Source organism: Bradyrhizobium sp. CSA112 (genome assembly GCF_029051645.1).
GTDB lineage: Bacteria > Pseudomonadota > Alphaproteobacteria > Rhizobiales > Xanthobacteraceae > Bradyrhizobium.
Genome location: NZ_JAACFS010000007.1, coordinates 106,830 through 128,139, shown reverse-complemented (window position 1 = coordinate 128,139; position 21,310 = coordinate 106,830). Strand labels below are relative to the sequence as shown.

Here is a 21,310-nt window from a genome sequence, read left to right as displayed (position 1 = left end):
CAGAGGCGGTCTGCGGGGTGAATTTTTATAGGCTTTGCGTGCGCTCCCTCAACGTGAACTTCTGCACCTTGCCGGTTGCAGTCGTCGGCAGCGGCCCGAACGCCACCGACTTCGGCGCCGTCAAGTGCGCGCCGCGGATCACCGCGATCCAATCCGGATGGATCTCGGCCGAGCGCGGCAGGAACGAAACGAGCGTGAACAGGGAGAAGTTTGCTTCGCTGCGGCCGAGGCAGGAAAATACGCCGTTGCCAGCGCCGTCGCGCGACCGCTGATTGGATTTCGCCGCACGCGCCTTGCGTGCTGGCCTGGAGATTGTTTGCTTGGGCCGTGCCGCACGCTTGCGTTGCGGTGATCGTACCATCGCTGCTCCTCCCGCGGCGCCCGCGCTGTGACGAAGCGTCAGCGCGCGCCGTCCGACCGGTTCTTTTGGAGCAGCGCGCCGAGCATGTACCAAGCCGCGCCCACCATTGCCGGCAAGGTGACATTGTTGATCGCTGGCGGCGCCTTGGCAAGGCTGACCAGCTTGATGCGCATCCAGATGCTGGCGGCATAGCCCTTGCTACACCACCTCACGCAGAGGTAGCGTGAAGGTCTCATTTCGTCCTGACACGCCTCTCAAGCAGGGCGATCCAGTCAGACCTATGCTCTCAATTGAGCAAGCAGCGCTTTGGCATCTTCCAGGTCGACTGTGTCGAAGCCCTCGGTGAACCAGCCATAGATAGGCGCAAGTAGATCACGGGCTTCAACATGCCTTCCGTGGTCGTGCCATAGCCGCGCGAGGCTCGTGGCGGCGCGGAGCTCAAACATCCTGGCGCCCTGCGCGCGGCTCACGTCGAGCGCCTTACCAAAACATTCTTCCACATCGGTCAATGAATGTCCGGCGGCGCGCCGCACCTCGCCTTCATTCCGGTGAAGCTCCGCCTCCCAAATGTATTGTTCGGAGCGCTGTGATCTTTCTCGCGCATCGATGCACAGAGCCAAGGCTGACTGGAAGTCGCCAGCGCGACCACGAACCTGGGCCAACAGGCTCGTGAAAAGCGGAACAAGAAATGTCAGGTTCTTGGCGTCGACATCGGCAATGCCCTTTTGCATCAGGGAAATGCCGCTCTCCGGTCCACTAGTCAATGAGAGGGCCCAGCCCTCAAAAATGATCCCGCTGCTCCGCCATGCCAACACGCCGTGCTCCGTCGCAAGAGCACTCAAGGTTTGCGTATGAGTTAGCACTGCGGCTACATTTCCGAAAAGCTGCTCGAGCGCGGCTCCCGCTAAAAAGTGAACGAAACCAATTGTGTTGACGTGATTGAGTTCGGCAGCGTAGCTGAGAGCTTGTACCTGCATTTTTGCTGCACGATCCGGGAAGCCTGAAATCCATGCGATTGAAGCTAACAATGCCGATGCAGACGCGAATGGATCAGTGAGGTACCGAGCCGCAAGGGATCGGTCACGCTTGGGATCATATAGCGCAAGAGATTGCTCGAGTTCTCTCCGAGCCAGTCCAAATTTTCCAAGCTGATACAACACAATCCCGGTTCCACGGTGTGCCATCAGCTGCATCGCCCGGTCGCCTTGGCGGATGGCTAGCGTCCGGCAGCGTTCTGCGAATTCCAGTGCCTTGTAAGTGTTGCCGGTCGTGTTGCAGTAAGAGAACTGGGCATAGAGCGACGCAAACAGGTGTCCGACATCATCCAGCTTCTCGGAGAGGAGAATTGCGCGCTCGCTCGCAGCCCCGACCTCAGGACTTGAGTATCCACTCACTGCCACCAAAGGTGTGCCTAAGGTGATCTGGAAATCGAGCTCATGGCGATCGCGGTCCTCCGACTCCGGGAGCGTCCTCAGAAGCGCCAATCCTCGCTCAAGATGGCGGACTGCTTCCTGATCAGCCGAGCGCTCGGTGGCGCGTTGGCCCGCCTTGAACCAATGGCCGATCGCCTCCGTTGCAAGCCCGGCCTCGGTGAAATGGTGGGCGACAATCTCAGGCAGGGTTTCGGCCAGCGCCGGGAACCGCTCGACCAGCACATTGGCGATGCTCGCATGCAACTGCCGCCGCCGACTCTTGAGCATCGTGGTGTAGGCGGCGTCCTGCACCAGCGCGTGCTTGAAGGCGTAGGTCGCGATCGGCGGCGTTCCGCGCCGGGAGATGAGGCCGGAGACCGTCAGCCGCTCGAGCGCCGCGTCGAGGTCCTCCGGACTCAAAGATGCCACCGCGCTAATCAGTTCATGGGAGAACTCTCGTCCGATCGCGGCGCCGATCTGCGCCACACCCTTGACCGAGGCGAGGCGATCGAGGCGCGCCACCAGCGCGGCCCGCAGCGTCGTCGGGATCGCGAGCCGCAGCAGCGGTCCGTCGAGCACGTAGCGGTCCGCAGTCTCACGCAACAGCCCGCTCTCGAGCAGCGCGCTGGTCAGCTCCTCGATGAACAGCGGCACGCCATCCGTGTGCGCAAGGACCTGATCGAGGACCGCGTCGGGCAGCGCCTTGCCCTTGGTGACACCGCCAACAATGCCGGCGCTGTCGCGACGGCCGAGGCGGCTCAAGGGCAGCATCGTCACATGCGACTGGCCGACCCACGTTGGCTGGAGCTCCGGCCGGACCGTGACGACCAGCAGCACCGGCAGGTTGGCGGCGCGGGCAACCATTCGATCGAGCAAATCCTGGGATGTCGGATCAATCCAGTGGGCGTCCTCGACCACGATGAGGACGGCGCTCTGCGCCGCTGCGCCGTCGAGCTGATCGAGAAGCGCGGTGAGAGTCAGCTCCCGCTTCTGCTGCGGGCTGATCGCCAACGCCGGGTAGCGCCAGTCCGCCGGCACCCCCAACAGCTCGGCAACGAGCACCACGTCGCGTAGTACATTTTTCGTCGTCGGCTTGAGCAAGGCCTCCAATTTGTCGAGTTTCACACTGGCGCTGCTCCCCGGTTCGAAGCCCGCGGCCCGCTCGAGCTGTGCGATGAACGGGTAGAGCGGGCTCTGCACATGGTAGGGCGAGCAGAAATATCGAATGCGAGCATGCGGCTCGCCCTCGCACCCGGCCAGCAGGCTTTCAGCGATACGCGACTTGCCGATGCCGGGCTCGCCCGTGAGCAGCACGACCCGACCCTCGCCGAGCTTGGCTAGATCCCAACGGCGCAGCAGCAGCTCAATCTCTTCCTGCCGGCCAACGAGCGGGGTCAGCGCGCCCGCGCGCCGCACCTCGAAGCGGCTAACGCCGGCCGTCTCGCCGCGCACCTGCCACGCCTCCACCGGTTGTGGCAGCCCCTTCACGTCGATGGCAGCAAGCGCGCGGCAGTCGAACATCCGCCCCGCCAGCCGATGCGTGCTGGCGGCGATCACGACCTCGCCGGGCGCTGCCGCGGCCTGCAGCTGCGCTGCCAAGTTCGGCGCCTCGCCGATCGCAGCGCACTGCTGTGTGTCGCCGGTCGCTAACCGCTCGCCGATGACAACGAGCCCGGTGGCGATGCCAACGCTCACCTGAACAGTCACGCATGGAGACGCTTTTAACGTGCCGATCGCGTCAAGGATGGCAAGGCCCGCACGCATGGCTTGCTCGGCGTCATGCTCGCCAGCAGCGGGGTAGCCAAAATAGACGAGCACGCCATCGCCCAGGTACTGGGCGACAAATCCATCGAAGCGCGAAACAACATCGGCGACCGATTTGTGGAAGGCGGCGATGAGATCGTGCATGTCTTCAGGGTCGAGGCGCGCCGAAAGCGGCATCGACCCGACCATATTGCAAACCATGATCGTCAGCTGTCGCCGCTCGGGGCTTCCGGAGCCGACTGCCACCGCAGACGATGCTCCATCGCCGTCCGCTGCGGGATTGTCGGCGTTCTCGTGGTCTCTCCTCATATTGCCAAAGGGCAACGCCACAATCGATGACCGGTCGGGTTGCGGCAGCGTGGGCTTGGCGATCTCCGTTTCAGCGGACGACCTGCCCGGCGGCTCCGCGGCGCGAAGCTCGGCGGCGAGCGATCTTGTCGCAGCATCGGGCTCCGTGTTCAGTTCGCGCCTGAGCAGCGCAACGAGGTCCTGGTAGTGCTTGAGAGCCTCGGCCTTGCGTCCCGTAGCAGCCAGCGCCCGTACCATCAACCGGTGGGCGTCCTCGCGCATGTTGTTGAGCGCGATGACGCGCTGGCCGGCCTTCAGCGCCTGTTCGGCACGGCCGGCGGCCAGATCTTGTTCGCCGAGCCCCATGATGACGCCAAGGGCAAGATCCAGCAATCTCTCGCGTTCACCAGTCAGCCATTCGTTCCAGCCCTCCTCGCCTACGCTAACGTCGTCGATCAGCCGACCCCGGTAGAGATCGGCTGCCGCGCTCAACGCATCCCGGCTACCGTCACGGACCAGGGCCTCGAACTGGCTGACGTCGCATCGGACGGCCGCCGCATTGAGCGATACGACCTCACCATCGCTCTCCAGAGCGTCCTCGCCGAGCACTTTGCGCAGCCGGAACAAAGCCTGGCGCAGGTTCTGCCTGGCCTGCGCGTCGAAGCGGGAGCCCCACAACAGGGCCGACAGCTTCTCACGCGACTGCGGCCTGGGCGCGTTGCAGGCCAGATAGGCCAACAAGCCTGCGAGCTTCTTGCTCGGCAGGTCGACCACGCCATCCGGTCCGGTCAGCTCAAAGCCTCCCAGCAGCGAAAGACCAAATCTTGGAAAAAGCCCGTCGTCCACTGGCGCACGCGGAATTTGCACGATGAAGCTCCTCCTAGGACGCAGTTTTTCTACGCTTTTCTTGGCCCTCCGAGCAAGATTAACGCCGCTGTCACGCCGAACTGACGCCGGCGACGACGGCGACAGGGCTCAATTGGCGAGGTACCGGGCATCCCGGCTCGCAAGAATCGGAGGACCACCATGCGCTCCGTCGGGATCATTGCATCCCTCGGCGCACTATCGAGTGGCGCTGCCAGGGATGGCTCTACGTGATCGGTTTGGACGGTGTCTCCGCCCAGCAGCTATCCGACACAATCGGCGCGATCTACGACTGCGCGCTCGATCCACATCAGTGGCCAGACACTTGCCGGGAAATTGCCGATCTGTGTGAAAGCACAGCCGGCGGAATATGCGTTCACGATATGCGGCACGTGCAAAATGATCAGTTATTCGTGTTCGGATACCAGCCGGAATTCCTTGAAAAGCTGGGAAGCCACTATGCACAAAGTCCAATGGCAGCAGCGGATATCGTCTCGAAGATCGGTGACGTTAGTGCTCTCTCTATGATGCGCCTCGAATTGTTGGGAAGCCGTTTTGCTCGAGAAGTGCTAGAGCCGTTCGGACTACTGGACATAATCTGGTTCCCGGCGTTGCGGACTGGCGGTCGCATGGCCTCCATGCATGCCTCACGGAGCGAGAAGGCGCCGCATTACCAACAGCTCGAAATCGGCCTGCTCAAGCTTCTTTCCCCGCACGTCTGCCGTGCCCTCGCCATCTCGGATGCGCTCGATATCAGGGCGCTGAGGTCGGAGATGTTGGAAAAGACGCTTGATGCGCTTGTCACAGGTGTTTTCCTCACGTCACGCGATGGCCGCGTCGTCTATATGAATGCCGCTGCCGAGAGGCAGGTCAAAACCGGCAACTCCATTCGCATCGTGAACAACCGGATTTCTCCCACCGATCCCGCCACGCGCGCTGCGCTGTCGAAGGCCATTGACAAGGCGTCGCGCGACGATATCGACTTGGATACAAGCGAGCATTCCCTTGCGATCCCTGATATCGATGGCGCCGGCTATGTCGCAACCCTCCTTCCGGTCGATCGCGGTCAGCGCAGCGGCATTATCGCGCCGTTTGCAGCATCGGTAGCTGTGTTCACAAAGGATCCTGCTGAGGCGCCGCTGATGCCGGGTGAGGCTTTTGCCAGGCTTTACAGGCTGACCGGCGGCGAACTCCGCGTGCTGCTGGCGCTTACTCAGGGGTTGGGCGCCAAGGAGGCAGCCGACATGCTCGGCATCAGCGAGCCGACCGCGCGCACCCACCTGCAGCACATCTTCTCCAAGACCGACACGACCCGGCAGGCCGATCTCCTGCGCCTGTTGCAGAACTCGACGCCTCAGGTTCGGGCCCCACAGTAGCCGGTTCATTAATTCCTGAGGCGGCCTGTCTCTTGGTCGGCACCGCGTCCTATGGGCGACGGGACCGGCGCAATTGCGATCTGGCCTGGGGCCGACGGGCCCGGGCAGACGATCGGAAGGCAGCACACAACAGCAGTACCAGCCTCATTGGTTCCGATGATGCGGCGGCTGCGGTGGATTGCATAACATCAAGCATCGCCAATCCTAGGCACGTGCAACCGAAGGAACCGTCATGCGCGCACATCCCGTTGTCGCGGTCGCCACACTTATCCTGGTCGGGGTCGGGGTGAAGCTCACCTTCTTTTCCGCGCCGATGGCTGCGGCGGACGTACGCTCAACCAAAAGCGCGAGCATCGACGTCGCCGAGATACATCGAGAGACGATATGACGTTCGTATTTCCAGTGGCGATTGATCGCACGATCTAGCGCCTCCGAGACGCGGGCGTTGCTTTTCTTCTTAATACTTACACCCGGAACGGCAATCGATATTGAGCAGTGAATCTTTAAGCGCCTTCTTTTCAAAAAAAATCATCGCGGCTGCCTCAGGAGGTTTTCTTGCAAACTTACAGAAATAAACTTGGTCACGCCGATCATGCCATTGCGGGCCTGCCTTTGACATGGTGGGAGCGCGCCTGCTTCCGGTCAAAGCTGCGCGAGGATATCAGGGACAGATCTGATTTTCTACGCGATGTCGGCATCGACGTGCTTGAAGCGCATGCTGAAGCGTGCCGCTTTTTCTGGCAACCGATCACGCTGAAGCGCCTGCCAATCCTGGATTATGCCCCTGCAACTTCCGCCATCGCGCGGTCAGCCGTCGAGGCCGTTGGTTCCAGATATTGTGCTGACAACGCATTAAATCATCAATCTACCGTGGTGTCCTAATAATGAAAAACACTTCGCACCCTTCGGCCGTACTGCCGCCTCTCGCTTCGTTTCACGTCGAAAAGGAAAGGCGAAGCTTCTTCGCTTTTATCACGTCGGCGCTGCACAGCTCACGGCGCCTTCAGGCGGGTCGAATCCTGCGTCAATACGAACACTTGATCGCGCCTTCCGAGCAATCCGCTCCGCGCCAATCTAGCCAGGATTCCGAAACTCGGGAAATGCCTGTCACCAGCAGGCCGCGCTGCGGTCTTGCTGCAGGAGGTCGTTTCCTTGGATAGCCTGATCGCGATCTACATCGCATGGATCGTTGCCCAGACCGGTTTGTCGGCTCCCGATCATCCGCCGATCCACTTCGTGACACCGGCGGAAGTGGCAATGCGACATGGCTCGCCCGAAAATAGCGGGTTGGAGTTGCAGGCGCTCTACAATCGCAACGAGGGCTCAATTTACCTACCGCAGGAGTGGCGACCCAATGATCTCAGGCAGAAGAGCGCCCTGTTGCATGAATTGGTGCATCATGTGCAGCGGTTCAACAAGATAGAGTTGCCTTGTCTCGCCGCGCTTGAGCGCCAGGCCTACGACCTACAAATCAAATGGCTGCGCGAACAAGGGGTGGACGATCCTTATGATCTGATCAAGACAAACGAGCTCGCCATCTACTTGGTGAGCACTTGTCGTGACGGATCATAGTTACTTACGACAAGAGCTGGTTCTCAACGATTTCGGCAGGGTGAATTGAGTGATCGACCGCGCGCGAGCCGGTGCAACTTCGATTGTCCGGATTTTGCCTGCAATCGCGCCGAACAGGCCCTTTGTCGGGCAGAGCCAGGGGCGTTTTACAAATGGCGCAATGATCTAATAGTGCCCCTGATTTGCCCGACGTGTCAAAATGTTTTCGCGGAGTTCGCTCAAAGCATCCATGCCGGCGGCCACCATGTTACTTTGCATGGGGTTGTTTTCGATATTTTAGTTGGAGGCGGTGGCAGTGCGGCCCGCCTTCGCCCGAAGGGCTTTGGCGTGGCAGCCTTCGCTACGAAAGGGCTTGCCGAGCCGAAGCTGGCGCAGCGAGCGAAGGCTGGTGGGCCCGGCAGGACTCGAACCTGCAACCAGACCGTTATGAGCGGCAGAATATCGATCAGCTTCGTTGATTTTGCCGCGTTTTTGTTCGATCTCGATCGCGTTCGTTGCGTTCTGATGAGGTTGTTTCTGGTGCGAAACCGGTGCGGCGTCATTCTCAGAAATTGGCGCACGAACCCGCGACGTCCGCTTACGCTAAACAAATGCGGAGTATTGTTTGGATCAGACCCAGACTACTTGGCCGCGGCCGCGGCGGTTTCGCCCGGTGGCACAATCCGGAACATGAAGGTCGAAACCTTCTCCCCGGGTTTGAACGGACCGGGAATCTGGTTGCTGACCGGGTTCAAACTTTGGAGAAAGCCGTGTCCTTCGATTCCAGAGTTCGTGCGGGCCTCGCTGCCGATAAGGCGCTGCGAGCGATTGCGGCAGCGAAGCGTAGCGCTCGCGGCATCAGCTCTCAAATGGCAGGCCGACATACTGCTCGGCGAGCGATGCCTGCGCACGCTCCGACACAAGAAGGTAATCGAACTGGTTCTCGCGCATGCGCCGGTCGAACGGCGCTTCATTAGGGAACTGGTGGATCAACGTGGTCAGCCACCACGACATGCGCTCGGCGCTCCACACCCGGCGCAGCGCCATATCGGAATAGCCGTCGAGATAGTGGGTGCGGCCGGCCTTCAAGGCCTCGGTCAACGCGCGCGAGAGGTAGAACACGTCGGAGACCGCGAGGTTGAGACCTTTCGCTCCTGTGGGAGGGACAATGTGCGCTGCGTCGCCCGCCAGAAACAGGCGACCATAGCGCATCGGCTCGGCGACAAAGCTCCGTAGCGGCGCGATCGATTTCTCGATCGAGGGACCGGTCACGATGCTGTCGGCCATGTCCTTCGGGCAGCGCGCCTTCAATTCCTCCCAGAAGCGGTCGTCCGGCCAGTCCTCGATGCGGGCGTCGAGATCGCACTGGATGTAGTAGCGGCTCAGCATCGGGCTGCGCTGCGAGGCGAGCGCGAAGCCGCGCGAATGATAGCAATAGCAGATCTCCGGATAGGGCGGCGTCTCCGACATGATGCCGAGCCAGCCAAACGGATAGCCGCGCTCGAACGTGCGCAGCGCCGACGCCGGGATCGATTGCCGGCTCACGCCATGGTGGCCGTCGCAGCCAGCGACATAGTCGCAATCGATCCGGCGGGTCTGCCCGTCCTTTTCGTAGGTCACGTGCGGGCGGTCCGACGTCAGCTCGTGCAGCGCGACGTTTGCCGCGTCATCGATCACGACCCCGCCAGCCGCGTCGCGCGCGGCATAGAGATCCTCGGTGATCGCGGTCTGGCCATAGCACATCATCGGTCGGCCGGTGAACTTGCGGGTGTCGATGAAGAAGTGCGGCTTGCCTTCCCACGCGATGCCCGAGCCGTCATGGACACGTCCCTCCCGATCCATGCGCGCGCCGAGGCCGACCTCGCGCAAGAGTTCGATCGTTCCCGCTTCCAGCACTCCGGCGCGGATGCGCTCGAGCACATGGCCGCGGCTCTGCCGCTCCAGCACGATGCTGTCGACGCCGTTGCGGGCGAGCATGTGGGAGAGCAGTAGACCGGCGGGACCGCCGCCGATGATGGCAACCTGCGTTCGCGTCATCGCCGCATGAGGCCTCCCTTGAGTTCACAATCGGCTGACGCCGAAAGGGGCGCGGAGACAGGGCTGATGCCACGTGCCCAACTCCGCGGTTCGAACGATAGGTGGAGGCCGCGTGGGAACTCTTGGGCAGAAGCGACGAGGACTTGGGAGCAAACGAACATCTTTACGCCCTACGGCTTGCGGCCGATCACGGCGCCGTTCGCGGCGGGTGCGTCGAACCAGACCGTCTCGATGTGCCGGAAGCCGGCTTCCTCGAGCCACGCCGAATATTCGGCCGGCGTGTAGTTTCGTCCTTCCGTCTCGATCAGCATGTTGAGGCTCATCAGCGCGGCCGGCGCCGGCCCGGTCTTTTCGTCATTGACGAGAAGCTCGCTGATGACGACTGCGCCGCCGCTCGGCAAAGCCTCGAAGGACCGGCGCAGCAGGGCGCGGTTCTTCGCCTCATCCCAATCGTGCAGGATCATCGACAGGAGATGCACGTCGTGATCCTCGGGAAGCTGTTCGAAGAAGTTGCCGCCGGCGGTCTCGATGCGGTCGGTCAAGCCGGCCTCGGTAATTTTTCCCGCGGCGATCGCGGCCACATGCGGCAGATCAAATACGGTCGCGCGCAGCTCCCCATACAGTTTGCAAAGCTCGATGTCGTACGCGCCCGAACCGCCGCCAATGTCCAGAAGGCGGCGGAAATGACTGAGATCCACGGCTTCGCCGAGCTTGCGCGCGGTCATCGTGGAGACCGAATGCATCGCCTCCCAGAAGAGTGCCAGCATCGTCGGATCCTCGCCGTCGAAAATCGAGGATTGCACTGCCGGGTCCCACGTGGTTGGCCGGTTCGTGCGCAGCGCTTCGGTAAGCTTGCCCCAGCCCGCGTAGAGCCGCTTGTCGGCCATCTGCACGAAGCCACCGAAGTAATACGGCTTCCCTCGCACGAGATAGGCTTCGCTTAAGGGCGTATTGCGATAACGGCCGTCCGTTTTCTCCAGAAGCCCGAGTGCAGCGCAGCCGGTCAACAGCATCTCGGCCGGGCGTGGGTGCAGACCGAGCGCTTCCGCCAGCTCCGCAACCGTGGTGCCGGCGCCGCCTGCAAGGTGACTGAACAGGCCCTCCTCGTGTGCTGCGGCCAGGGTCTTGAAAGCCCAGAAGCCGGTCGAAAGTGCCATTAGCGGGACGGCGGAAGGAGGCTCCTGCGTGGTGACGATCGGTTGATCGGCCGCGCGCAGCCTTGTCTCGCCCGAGATCGAACCGGGCTGGCGGGCAAGCGTTGTCCTGTGCGCAGCGGCGCGCTGATGGTTGGGCATAGTGCTCTCCTCGGTTAATTCGCAGCTCTTAAGCCGCGCGGTGGTCTTCGGCACAAATCCACGTAGTCGCACTCTCGACGAGTGATAGACGCGAATTTCCGCTCGAGGGATGGACATCGGCGGCAGCAAGTCCGCGATGAATGGCGTCATTTCCAGAACGGCTTGGTTGCTTCGGCCATGGCCTCTGGCCGCGTCTTGCCGATGTCCTTGAGATGGTGGTCATCGAGCTCCGCCAGGGCTTGCCGCTGCCGTGACCGCTCCGAACACTGGACGCACCAGCTAAAGAACCGTGTTCCCCATCCAGGTCGACATGTCTCGGCGCCGTCGTAATGGCTGGACGCCGCGGCTGCTTTCCGACTCGTGAGCGAATTGACGCCTGCGATTGCAAAAATCATCGGATGCTTCATGTGAAACCTCCTGTTCGATTTCGATAGGTCTGCTTGCGGCGGCTTGATTAGGTCGAGCAGCGACCCGCGGCCGTGAATTGCTTCACAACTCACGCGCTCGTGTCTCCAAGTTGTGAGTTCGCGATTTTGCAGGCCGGCGGAAGTCCGCTTGCGAATTGCGGTGATGATTGATCTGCGATTTGGAAAGTGCGTGCGGATGCGAGATGGAACGCACCCGCCCTGCATCGTCCCGTCGACCTTTTCAACGGTCCGACACTAGAAGGCGAAGCGGTATGACGGAAGGTCCAATTTGCGGATAATCAATCAGTCCAATTCGGGTGCGTGTCGGCGCCTCTGGCGACGTTGGTCACGCCGCTTTGTGCGACATTGCCGCCAAGTCTACGATCAAAGAGAGAGTGCGGGACACCGGACTACGGCAATGAGCGACGAAGCAGGGCGTTTCTCGTGCGGTGGCTCAACGGAGTAATGAAGTAACACAACTAAGCCGTTGATTTACTGGTGGCCCGGCAGGACCCGAACCTGCAGCCAGACCGTTATGAGCGACGGGATATCGCACGCGATCGTTGATTTTCCCGCATTTTCGGCGGAGATTGATCCTGTTCGTTGCGTTCTGGTCAGATCGTTTCTGGTGCGAAACTGGTGCGGTCCGCGCGGAACGTCTCTAGGACCATGGGTTTCTTCATGAGACCGAATGCGAACCTTGAGCTCGACGCCGGCACCAAGACGTTTGCGTCGGGCCTCTTGCCGGATTTGATAGCTGCGCTCCGCCGAAGCCGTAAAGGCGATCTGGTGGCCGTGATCAGCGGCGATCCAAGCATCGGCCCCGAGCTCGAGGCATGGTGTCGTTTCACCCGCAACAGTTTGGTCGACACAGCAGTCGAAAATGGTCGCACCCGTTGGGTGCTCCGGTACGGAGAGGCTCCCGAGAACGTCGGAGAAGATCGGCTTGTCGGCTCTCGGCTGTGGCTTTACACCAACTTCGACTGCAACCTGAGCTGCGACTATTGTTGCGTACGCTCGTCACCCAAGGCTCCGCGGCGGGCTCTCGGTATCGAGCGGGTGCGACAGATCGCTACCGAGGCAGCGGAACTCGGCGTAGGTGAAATCTTTGTGACCGGCGGCGAGCCATTCATGCTGCCGAATATTGGCGAGATCCTTGCCGCGTGCGCTGCGGCGGCGCCGACGACAGTTCTTACCAACGGCATGCTGTTTGCCGGGAGCCGGCTTGCAACGCTGCGCTCGTTGCCGCGCGAGCGCGTAACCTTCCAGATTAGCCTCGATAGTCCCACGCCGGAGCGCCACGACAGCCATCGTGGAAAGGGGACATGGGCACGCGCCTGGAAGGGAATCGAACGGGCCCGCGCTGAAGGATTCCGCGTGCGTTTGGCGGCTACAGTGTCGACTGACGCAGAGGCCGATGAGTTCCGCAGCTTCCTTGACGCTCATCATATTAGCGAGGAGAACCGGGTGATCAGGCGGATTGCGCTGCGAGGCTCCGCCACGCAGGGCATCGCTTTGGCAAGGGCGGATCTGGTTCCCGAGATGACGATTACGGCGGAGGGCGTGTTTTGGCATCCCGTTGGAGCCGAGGATAACGACCTGCTGGTCAGCCGTGAAATCTTTCCGCTCGCCGAATCGTTCGCAGCCGTGCGCCGCGCCTTCGATCGTGAATCCGAGCATCAGCGCAGGTTGGCGATGATTTTCAATTGCGCCTGACAAAGGCGCTGCGCGCTCAACGCCGGATCGGGGCTTTGGCTCGGCTGCTAGGCCACAGGCCGCGTCAGGAAACCTTGCTGCGTCGACGCTTCCCGCAACTGCGCATACGCATCAAGCTGCGGTGCTATCCATTGGCGCAACCCTTCCGCTTCGAGCACCGGACGATGGGCCGGGTTATCGTAGCTCATCCCAAATAATGCTTTGGCAAACTGCTGCTCCAACGCGGGGTCCAGATCGGACCGAGCAGTGAACATGCAGTGGTTATAGGGCTGCGAGGTCCAGATCTCGGTCAGCGCACCTTGCGGCACCAGACGTTCGGTACGCACCGCGTTCCAGAATGGGCTGCCGATTGCGCCGGCATCGGCGCGGCCGTCGAGAACCGCGCGAACGACATCGGACTCGCTTGTACCCGTATCACCGTGCTTGCCAAGGTCGGTGTTGAAGCGCAGCGTTTGGTAGTCCTTCCCCTCAACCAGTCCCTCGCGGTGCAGAAAATAAACCGGGAGGATTGCCGCATGGCCGCTGTCGCGGCTGCCGAGAGCGAGGGTGCGGCTCTTGAGATCGGCAAGCGTAGCGACCGGCCCCCCGGTTACCGCGACGATCTTGGTCATCCAGCCCACATCCGTATCGCGCATCGCGATCGGTCGGCAGCAATGGTCGCTCCAGGCATCGGCCTGGATATAGGCGAGGTTGGTATTCCATCCGATGTCGATGCGCGGCAGCCGTTCGCCCGGCGAGGCCAGGAGGGCAGCGACCTGCGCCTCGTAGCTCTGAAACAGCACCACCTCGACGGGCAGATGCGCTTCTTCATGGAAGTAGCGCCGCATGCCCTCCCAGATACCGACCACCTTCGCATCATATGCAACGGCACCTACCCAGATCGTCTGGCTCATGATTGCACCCCGCTTCTCAAGCCCAGATTGAAATGCGTCTGTCGCCATCCAAGCGCCGCCAAGCCGCGCAGAGTTCTCGCGCTCAGAACAGCGGTATTCCCAAAACGGCTTTGCCGATGAAATCGCGCAGCACATCGCCCGTCGGCGCCATCACGGCGCCTGCATGTGCATCGCGGAACAATCGCTCGATGGCCAGATGCTTGGAAAACGCAGCGCCTCCGCACGCCCGCATCGCCGCCGAGGTGACGGCGATGGCAACATCACCCGCCGCCGCCTTGCTCTCCAGCACGCGCAGCATAGTGGTGTCTCGGGGGCGCTCGAGATGATCAACGAGATCGTCGATGCGCGCTGCAAGCCCATCGGTGTCGATCTGCATCGTTGCAAGCTGTGCGCGAAGCGTCGGCAGGCTCTCGCCGAGCGTCTGGCCCAAATGCTCGAAGCGAGCGCCGTTGAGATGCGCTGCCGTCCCCGACACCGCAGCCCGGCAAAGACCAAGCGCGACCGCCGATGTTCCGAGGTTGAATAGCGGAAGCACCACTTCCAGCATTGCCTTGAACCCGGCGCCGTCGTCGGTCAGCTGGAGATCGGGTCCAATCTTGCAATCATCCAGGATCATCGGCGCGGAAGCGTTGGCGCGCATCCCGAGACCATCCCACGGGCCGGCGACCGACAGTCCGGGCGTGTCACTGGCGACAAGATAAATGGTCGAATCCGTCGGGCCCTTGCCTTCAGGAGCGAGCGCCGAGACGACGTAGCTTTGCGCGTGACCGGCGCCTGTCACCCAGGATTTCTTGGCCGTGAGGTGCACGTTGGCGGCGTTGCGCTTCGCTCGCGAAACGGGCGCCCAGAAGTGGCTGCGCGATCCGGCTTCGCTGAATGCCAGGGTAGTCAGGTGTTTTCCGGCTGAAATATCCTTTAGCGTCTGCGCAACCGTGGCACCCGGACGGGCCGCCGCAATCGTTGCGGTGGCGCTCATGTGCATCAAATAAACCATCGCGGCGGACGCGTCCGCTTCTGCGAGCGTCGCAACGACGGCAGCGAACGTCCGCGGTCCCAGGGCCGAGCCGCCGACCTCGGCGGGCAGCATCACCCCCAGCAATCCGGCCGAACCGAGCGCCGCAATTGCTTCGGACGAAAATCGAGCTTCCTTGTCGTTTTGCCTGGCCGCCGGTGCGAGAATGCGATCGGCGATTTCTTTGGCATTCGAAACTGCGGTCTCGTGATTCATGGCGACCCTCGATGCTTAGGTGTTGCGTACCAAAGTTCGAAAATATCGCATCCGCTACCTTTGCGACCGATGCTACGCCACGCGCACCGTCGGATCAACACGACGGGCTTGCGGCATGGCAAGCCCTCGCCATGCCCGCAGCGAGTACGAGCCGCGGTTATTACGTTCTTCAAGGCCATCTTGTTACACCACCTGAAATCTTTTTTTGACGTCGCCGAAACCTTGGCGGCGCTTGCCCGCTGTCGCGGAGAGCTTGCCCGTTGTCGGAGAGAACGCTACCAATGACCGGCAACCGGGTGACGAGGCTTGTCTGGTGATGGCAGTCAATGAGGGCGGGGTCCCGCCCATCCTCGCGCAAAAGCACTATGCGCAGCCGTCCGCCTTCACGCCGGAAAATCTGCTGCGCGAAGCGCGCAGGCAAAAGCGCATTACGGACGCCGGCATCCCGAACATCTGCATCCTCGATCCGGACGGCGACATCGTGCGCAGCCTGCTCGCCCGTGGCGAGGCCCGGCTTGAAGCGGGATGGGCCTGCTATCACACGCAGCTCTACAGCTTCAGTCGCGACGGGATTGAGTTCGGAATTGTCGGCTGCGCCGTCGGCGCCTCGTACGCGGTGCTGATCGCCGAGGAATTGTTCGCATCGGGCTGCAAGCTCCTGATCAGCGTCACGTCCTCCGGGCAGATCGTGCCGATGCGCCCGCCACCTTATTTCATCATCATCGAACGCGCGCTGCGCGACGAAGGCACCAGCTATCACTACATGGCGCCGTCCGACTATTCGGATGCGGATGCCGGATTGATCGCGGCGCTCGACGGCGCATTTGGTGGATTTCCCGTGCCGGTGCTCACAGGCGCGACCTGGACAACCGACGCGCCGTTCCGCGAGACCCAGCCGGCGATCGACGCCATGGTCAAAAGGAATCTGATGGCAGTCGAAATGGAAGCAGCCGCGCTCTATGCGTTCGCACAAGTCAGGCAAAAGCCCGTCCTGTGCTTTGCACATGTGACAAATCAAATGGGGCGCGTCGACAGGGATTTTGAAAAGGGCGAAGCAGACGGCAGCCATGACGCGCTGCAGTTGATAGCGATCGCCGCTGATCGCCTGCGGTCACGGCTGCCATGAGCGTCGCGGCGATCGGGATTGTATGCAAGGCGCCGCTGCCCGGCCGCTCAAAGACGCGGCTTGCGACCGCGATTGGCGACGTTGCCGCTTCCGAGCTGTCCACCTGCTTTCTGCGCGACGTGGCCGCGGCAATCGAGGCGGTCCCGGAGGCGCTCGGCAGGCGCGGCTACGGCGTCTACGCGCCGGCGGGCACCGAAGACGTCATGCGGCAACTGCTTCCGGCAGGGTTCGGACTGTTGCTACAGGCTGGCGACGATTTGGGGCATGTGTTGCTGGGCGCGACGCGCGCGTTCCTGGACGCCGGACATGACTGTGTCCTGCTCGTCAATGGCGACAGTCCGACCCTGCCACCCCGGCTGCTGGTACTGGCTCTTGAAACCCTGCGCCAGTCCGGCGACCGGATGGTGCTTGGGCCAGCAAGCGACGGTGGCTACTATCTCATCGGCTTGAAGCACCCGCACAAGCACCTGTTCACGCAGATCGCATGGGGAACAGAAACCGTAGCTCGCAGTACACGCGAGCGCGCTGCCGAAATCGGGCTTGCTACGACCCTGCTACCGGAATGGTACGATGTCGACGACATTGAAAGCTTGCGCTGGCTGCGGGACGAGCTGGCCGGGCATTCGACCCGCTTTCGCGGCGGCGGATGTGCCGCGGCGAGCCGGGCCTTTTTGAAGGACGCGCCGCAGGTAAGCAAATGAGGCCCTTGCCAGGAGCTATCGTTAGTCAATTCGGTCGACTGGTGCGTTCCGACCACAAGATATCTCCACTTTTGTTGTTGGCCGGCATCGGAGTTGTCTTGTGCGGACTTACCCTGGTGACTCCTTATGCCTTCGAGGCTGTTGGCGACAATGCCTTCATTGCACTGAGCATCCTTGCAGGTCTGCTGACGATCGTAGCGACAGGTCTGGCGGAGCGCTCGCCATCTGGTCGTGCACTATGGCTTATCGTTGGACTTGGGATCGCGCTGAGAGGTTATGTGCTGCTGTTCGATCCACTTCTGTCCAGCGACGTCTATCGCTACGTCTGGGATGGCAGGGTTCAGGCCGCAGGCATCAATCCTTATCGCTTCATGCCAGCCGATGAGACGCTGGCGTTTCTGCGCGACAGGATGGTCTTTCCTCACATCAACCGGGCTGATACTGCCGTAACCATCTATCCTCCCGTGGCGCAGTTCTTCTTCCTCATTGTCACGCGGATCGGCGAGAGCGTGACGACGATGCGTCTCGCGCTGCTGGCGTGCGAGTCCGTCACAGTGATACTGATCGTGGTCCTGCTGCGGCGTATCGACCGCCCGGTGACGCGCGTAGTTGCCTATCTCTGGCATCCGCTGCCTGTGTGGGAGATTGCCAACAACGGCCATGTCGACGCGCTGATGGTTGCGCTGATGCTGCTGGGCCTGTGGATTGCCCTGACCGGCCGTGCCCTCCGCGGAGCGGTGGTGATCACTCTCTCAGTGCTGGTCAAGCCCTATGCGGCGCCGGTGCTGGCCGGGATCTGGCGCCCCTGGGACGTCAAGATGCCGCTCGTCGTGATCGCTACCGTAGCGCTTTGTTATCTTCCCTACCTGTCAGTCGGCTCGGGAGTTCTCGGATTCCTGACCAAAGGCTATCTGACAGAACAGGGCATCAGTGGCGGCAACGATCTCTGGCTGTTGTCACTTTGGCGCGTTGTGTTTGGCTATCATGAAGGTGATGTTGCCGCCTACGTCGCACTGGCCGCGCTGGCCCTTTGGTTCAAGGGACTCTCCGTGGCCCGCAGCTCTCGTCACAGCATCGCATCCCGTCTTGCCGACATCAACATGCTGTTACTTCTGACGCTCCTGTTGTTGTCGCCCAACTACCCCTGGCATTTTTTAGTTATAATGCCGTTTGTCGCCCTGTGTGGATCCGCGCCTACCTGGGCCGTTTCGATCGGAGCGCTGTTGCTGTCCGAACAACTCGATTGGGATTTCTACATTCCGAGAATTGTGAGCAAATCAATTCTGTTCGGAGGTCTTTTCCTGGCTTGCGCCTTTACCGCGTGGAGGGCCCGCATGCAGCGGACTGCAGATTCCGGGGCATCGCCATGAACGTTTCCGGCGAAGTGCAGGGCACTGGCGCGCCGTTCGATCCGCGCCGCTATCACGAGACGGTCACGGGCGAGCGCACCGAGGTCGCCCAGCGTCCGCCGGTCTGCGCTTATCTGGAAGTGACCAACCGCTGCAATCTGCTGTGCACCACCTGTCCTCGTACCTACGAGGAGCTCGAGCCGCCGGCAGACATGAGCTGGGATTTGTTCACGTCGATTATCGATCAGCTTCCCGATCTGGCGCGCGTGGTTCTGCACGGCGTTGGCGAGCCGATGCTGGTCCCGAACCTGCCGCGAATGGTCAAATACCTGAAAGAGCGCGGCGTTTACGTCTTGTTCAACACCAATGGAACGGTCCTCAGTGAGCGCAACGGCCGTGCGCTGATCGAAGCCGGGCTTGATGAGCTGCGTGTATCGCTCGACGCGTCAAATCGCGAGAGCTTCAAGGCGATTCGTGGCAGGGATTATTTCGGTCGGATTGTCCGCAATGTTCGCGCATTTCGCGAGCTACAGGAGCGGGAGGGGTTCGCAAGGCCGCAAGTTTCCGTTTGGCTCACCGGCCTGAAAGAGACTGTCGAGCAACTGCCGGCATTTGTGAAAGTTGCGGCGGAGATCGGTGTCAAAGAGGTTTATCTGCAGCGGCTCGTATTCTTCACTGAATCCGCCATTGGCATGGCGCGACCGGATCAGGCCCTGTTCGAGCGCCTGACGCAGGAAGAAGCGGCTTACTTGAAAGAGGCGGAGGATCTGGCGCATTCCCTCGGCGTGACCTTCAGCGCGTCGGGGGCGGCAACCGAGCCGGGACTGAGCCTGAAGGGCAGTGGTGACGGCTCGCCGTGGTCGCTCTGCCGGCGGCCGTGGTCGTTGATGTATTTCACGGCCAATGGCCGCGCCTTGCCATGCTGCATCGCGCCATTCTCGCAACATGGCTACGAGAACTACACGCTTGGCCATGCAGGTCAGCAGTCCTTACACGACATCTGGAACGGGTCCGCGTATCGGGAGTTTCGTGCGGCCCTGCTATCGGACAAGCCGCCTAAGTGCTGCGCCAATTGCGGCCTGCGCTGGAGCCTATGATCGAGGTGACCCACGGGATCGGTGGCAAGCGGCCCGTGTTGTGCCAACCGCCGGTCGTTTCGGCGATCATTCCATGCCTCGACGAGGAAACGGCAATCGGCCAGGTCGTAGCTGCCGTGCTGGCACAGAACGTGAGTGAGGTCGTCGTTGTCGACGGCGGTTCGCGGGACCGCACGGCCGAGCGGGCACGGGCCGCCGGAGCTCGCGTGATTGTCGAGCCGCGACGTGGCTACGGTCGCGCCATCCAGGCAGGCATCGCCGCTGCGCGCGACGACGCCGACATCCTGGTCTTTCTCGACGGCGACGGCAGTGATCCTGCAGAGCGCATCTCTGATCTCGTGTCGCCGATCGTGGCTGGGCAGGCCATCTTCGTTATCGGCTCGCGCGTTCGCGGTTCACGCGAATCCGGCAGCCTGGCGCCGCAGCAGCTCCTCGCGGCCCATGTCGCCAGGCTGCTCCTGCGCCTCGTCTATGGCGCAGGCTTCACCGACCTGTCGCCGTTTCGCGCCATCCGGCGGGATGAGCTCAGACATCTCGGTATGAAGGAGGAGACATATGGCTGGAACCTGGAAATGCTGATGCGGGTTGCGGCCGCCCGCTTGCCGGCACTCGAGATCGCCGTGGGGCAGCGGCGCCGGATCGGTGGGGTATCGAAGGTCTCCGGCAATCTCATTGCCGGCATCAAGGCAGCTTGGTCGATTTCGACGACATTTGTCCGCCTCGCGCTTGAGCTGCGACACCAGAGGGTGGGGTAGAGAGGCGTGGCTAGGGCGTGTACCCATAAAGGGGACGTCGGCTTCTGACGGCCCAGCGGAAATCTTCTGATCGGCAAGAGTATTGCTGCTGGTGACCCCATTAGGGGACTTTGGGTCGCACTTATTTCTCCATCGGCTCCGTGGCAAAGTGCTACGCTTTGCCCACGACCAGCGAGAACTCATTGAAAAGAGGAAACGCGATGAAACGTCGAGAATTCTTAAAAGCAGGCGCCGCAAGTATGACCGTTGTTGCAATGGCCACGCCCGCCATCGCGCAGACTTCTGGGACAACATTTTTAGTCTGTACGGGTGCGTGGTCTGCGGGATGGTCGTGGAAGAAGATGCATCCGCTAATGGCTGCCGCCGGACATCGCTTGGCCGCTCCGACCTACACAGGTCTTGGCGAAAGGGAGCACCTAGCCAGCTCGTCAAACGATCTTGAAACCCACATTCAGGATATTCTGGCGGTCATCAAATACGAAGATTTGCGCGACATTGTGCTAGTCGGCCACAGCTACGGCGGCATGGTCGCAACGGGGGTCGCCGACCGGGCGCGAGACCGTATCACCCGATTGGTTTATCTCGACGCATTTGTGCCAACGGACGGACAATCTCTGATGGATGTGGGCCCGCCGACGGTACGGCAGCGCATGCAGGAGCTCGCAAAGGCGGGCGATGGCTGGCGGGTACCATCGAACCCCATTCCGTCTGACACATCGGAAGCTGACGTGAAATGGATTTCTGAACGCCGGCTCCCCCAATCCATCAAGTGTTTCGAGCAGCCGCTGAAGATGCGAGGTGGGGATCTGACCTTGCCGCGTAGCTATATCTATCTTACCCGCGTGACTCCTGCGGACCCCTTCCGACCATTTGCCGAACGCGCGAAAAACGATCGCAATTGGCGTTACTACGAGCTCGACGCTAGCCATTCAGCGCACGTAACCGCTCCCGAAGCTCTTGCGCAGCTGCTGCAAATGATCGCATCGCAGCCCACGTAAGTTCGAGGGGGGCCGCGCTGCGAGCGCGCCACGTCGGGAGCTGCGAACCTGCATTATCGCGCGCCATAGAAGCGGCCCCTAGTGATGTCCGG

At 61.7% G+C, this 21,310-nt stretch carries 19 protein-coding genes and 1 pseudogene; 11 read left to right on the top strand and 9 right to left on the bottom strand.

The annotated features are described in order from the left end of the window. Nucleotides 1-25: 25 nt before the first annotated feature. The 3 genes from GWE18_RS16205 to GWE18_RS16195 all read right to left on the bottom strand — a co-directional run bounded on the left by GWE18_RS16205 (nt 26) and on the right by GWE18_RS16195 (nt 4,692). On the bottom strand, nt 26-361 hold the full coding sequence (locus GWE18_RS16205) for a hypothetical protein (protein ID WP_275186693.1): 336 nt from the start codon (nt 359-361) through the stop codon (nt 26-28). A 38-nt stretch (nt 362-399) separates the two neighbouring features. Next, nucleotides 400-534 (bottom strand): hypothetical protein, encoded by a 135-nt coding sequence (locus GWE18_RS16200; RefSeq protein ID WP_275186692.1) that lies wholly within the window; start codon nt 532-534, stop codon nt 400-402. Nucleotides 535-639: 105 nt separating this feature from the next. Beyond that, nucleotides 640-4,692 (bottom strand): BTAD domain-containing putative transcriptional regulator, encoded by a 4,053-nt coding sequence (locus GWE18_RS16195; RefSeq protein ID WP_275186691.1) that lies wholly within the window; start codon nt 4,690-4,692, stop codon nt 640-642. 227 nt (nt 4,693-4,919) lie between these two features. On the opposite strand from GWE18_RS16195, the gene GWE18_RS16190 reads away from it, so the two are divergent. The 4 genes from GWE18_RS16190 (at nt 4,920) to GWE18_RS16175 (ending at nt 7,637) form a co-directional block, all read left to right on the top strand. Next, nucleotides 4,920-6,065, top strand: coding sequence for a helix-turn-helix transcriptional regulator (locus GWE18_RS16190; RefSeq protein WP_275186690.1), 1,146 nt, complete (start codon nt 4,920-4,922; stop codon nt 6,063-6,065). Nucleotides 6,066-6,297: 232 nt separating this feature from the next. Then, nucleotides 6,298-6,453: a hypothetical protein gene (locus tag GWE18_RS16185; RefSeq protein WP_275186689.1), complete on the top strand. Its 156-nt coding sequence runs from the start codon at nt 6,298-6,300 to the stop codon at nt 6,451-6,453. Between the two features lie 167 nt (nt 6,454-6,620). Then, nucleotides 6,621-6,947, top strand: a complete 327-nt coding sequence (locus tag GWE18_RS16180; protein WP_275186688.1) for a hypothetical protein — start codon at nt 6,621-6,623, stop codon at nt 6,945-6,947. Nucleotides 6,948-7,196: 249 nt separating this feature from the next. Further along, entirely contained in the window at nt 7,197-7,637 is a 441-nt protein-coding gene (locus tag GWE18_RS16175) for a DUF6647 family protein (RefSeq protein WP_342804270.1), read from the top strand. 620 nt (nt 7,638-8,257) lie between these two features. Here GWE18_RS16175 and GWE18_RS16170 read toward each other — a convergent pair. The 4 genes and pseudogenes from GWE18_RS16170 to GWE18_RS16155 all read right to left on the bottom strand — a co-directional run. Beyond that, nucleotides 8,258-8,383: pseudogene (locus GWE18_RS16170) on the bottom strand (cytochrome c); the annotation flags it as partial. 91 nt (nt 8,384-8,474) lie between these two features. Further along, nucleotides 8,475-9,653, bottom strand: coding sequence for a 4-hydroxybenzoate 3-monooxygenase (pobA, locus tag GWE18_RS16165; protein ID WP_275186686.1), 1,179 nt, complete (start codon nt 9,651-9,653; stop codon nt 8,475-8,477). A gap of 170 nt (nt 9,654-9,823) precedes the next feature. Next, the gene (locus tag GWE18_RS16160) at nt 9,824-10,948 is read right to left on the bottom strand and encodes a methyltransferase (protein ID WP_275186685.1); all 1,125 of its coding nucleotides are present in this window, start codon (nt 10,946-10,948) and stop codon (nt 9,824-9,826) included. Between the two features lie 146 nt (nt 10,949-11,094). After that, nucleotides 11,095-11,355, bottom strand: coding sequence for a DUF1127 domain-containing protein (locus GWE18_RS16155; protein ID WP_275186684.1), 261 nt, complete (start codon nt 11,353-11,355; stop codon nt 11,095-11,097). A 789-nt stretch (nt 11,356-12,144) separates the two neighbouring features. Here GWE18_RS16155 and GWE18_RS16150 point away from each other — a divergent pair. Next, nucleotides 12,145-13,071: a radical SAM protein gene (locus GWE18_RS16150; protein ID WP_275186683.1), complete on the top strand. Its 927-nt coding sequence runs from the start codon at nt 12,145-12,147 to the stop codon at nt 13,069-13,071. A 47-nt stretch (nt 13,072-13,118) separates the two neighbouring features. On the opposite strand, the gene GWE18_RS16145 is transcribed toward GWE18_RS16150, so the two are convergent. Together GWE18_RS16145 and GWE18_RS16140 are read right to left on the bottom strand one after the other, a co-directional pair. After that, nucleotides 13,119-13,964 carry a PhnD/SsuA/transferrin family substrate-binding protein gene (locus GWE18_RS16145; RefSeq protein ID WP_275186682.1) on the bottom strand — a complete coding sequence of 282 codons (846 nt, stop codon included), beginning with the start codon at nt 13,962-13,964 and terminating at the stop codon, nt 13,119-13,121. An 82-nt stretch (nt 13,965-14,046) separates the two neighbouring features. Beyond that, nucleotides 14,047-15,192 (bottom strand): acyl-CoA dehydrogenase family protein, encoded by a 1,146-nt coding sequence (locus GWE18_RS16140; protein WP_275186681.1) that lies wholly within the window; start codon nt 15,190-15,192, stop codon nt 14,047-14,049. A gap of 316 nt (nt 15,193-15,508) precedes the next feature. Here GWE18_RS16140 and GWE18_RS16135 point away from each other — a divergent pair, with 316 nt between their 5' ends. The 6 genes from GWE18_RS16135 (at nt 15,509) to GWE18_RS16110 (ending at nt 21,218) form a co-directional block, all read left to right on the top strand. Beyond that, nucleotides 15,509-16,318: a nucleoside phosphorylase gene (locus GWE18_RS16135; protein ID WP_275186798.1), complete on the top strand. Its 810-nt coding sequence runs from the start codon at nt 15,509-15,511 to the stop codon at nt 16,316-16,318. Further along, a complete protein-coding gene (locus tag GWE18_RS16130) occupies nt 16,315-17,019 on the top strand; it encodes a TIGR04282 family arsenosugar biosynthesis glycosyltransferase (RefSeq protein WP_275186680.1) in 705 nt (234 codons plus the stop codon). The genes GWE18_RS16135 and GWE18_RS16130 overlap by 4 nt, the downstream gene beginning before the upstream one ends. 116 nt (nt 17,020-17,135) lie before the next feature. Then, nucleotides 17,136-18,389, top strand: coding sequence for a glycosyltransferase 87 family protein (locus GWE18_RS16125; RefSeq protein WP_275186679.1), 1,254 nt, complete (start codon nt 17,136-17,138; stop codon nt 18,387-18,389). After that, nucleotides 18,386-19,465 carry a radical SAM protein gene (locus tag GWE18_RS16120; RefSeq protein WP_275186678.1) on the top strand — a complete coding sequence of 360 codons (1,080 nt, stop codon included), beginning with the start codon at nt 18,386-18,388 and terminating at the stop codon, nt 19,463-19,465. The genes GWE18_RS16125 and GWE18_RS16120 overlap by 4 nt, the downstream gene beginning before the upstream one ends. After that, nucleotides 19,462-20,220 carry a glycosyltransferase family 2 protein gene (locus GWE18_RS16115; protein ID WP_275186677.1) on the top strand — a complete coding sequence of 253 codons (759 nt, stop codon included), beginning with the start codon at nt 19,462-19,464 and terminating at the stop codon, nt 20,218-20,220. Before GWE18_RS16120 ends, GWE18_RS16115 begins: the two co-directional genes overlap by 4 nt. Before the next feature lie 200 nt (nt 20,221-20,420). Next, nucleotides 20,421-21,218, top strand: a complete 798-nt coding sequence (locus GWE18_RS16110) for an alpha/beta hydrolase (RefSeq protein ID WP_342804269.1) — start codon at nt 20,421-20,423, stop codon at nt 21,216-21,218. The last annotated feature ends 92 nt before the right edge of the window (nt 21,219-21,310 follow it).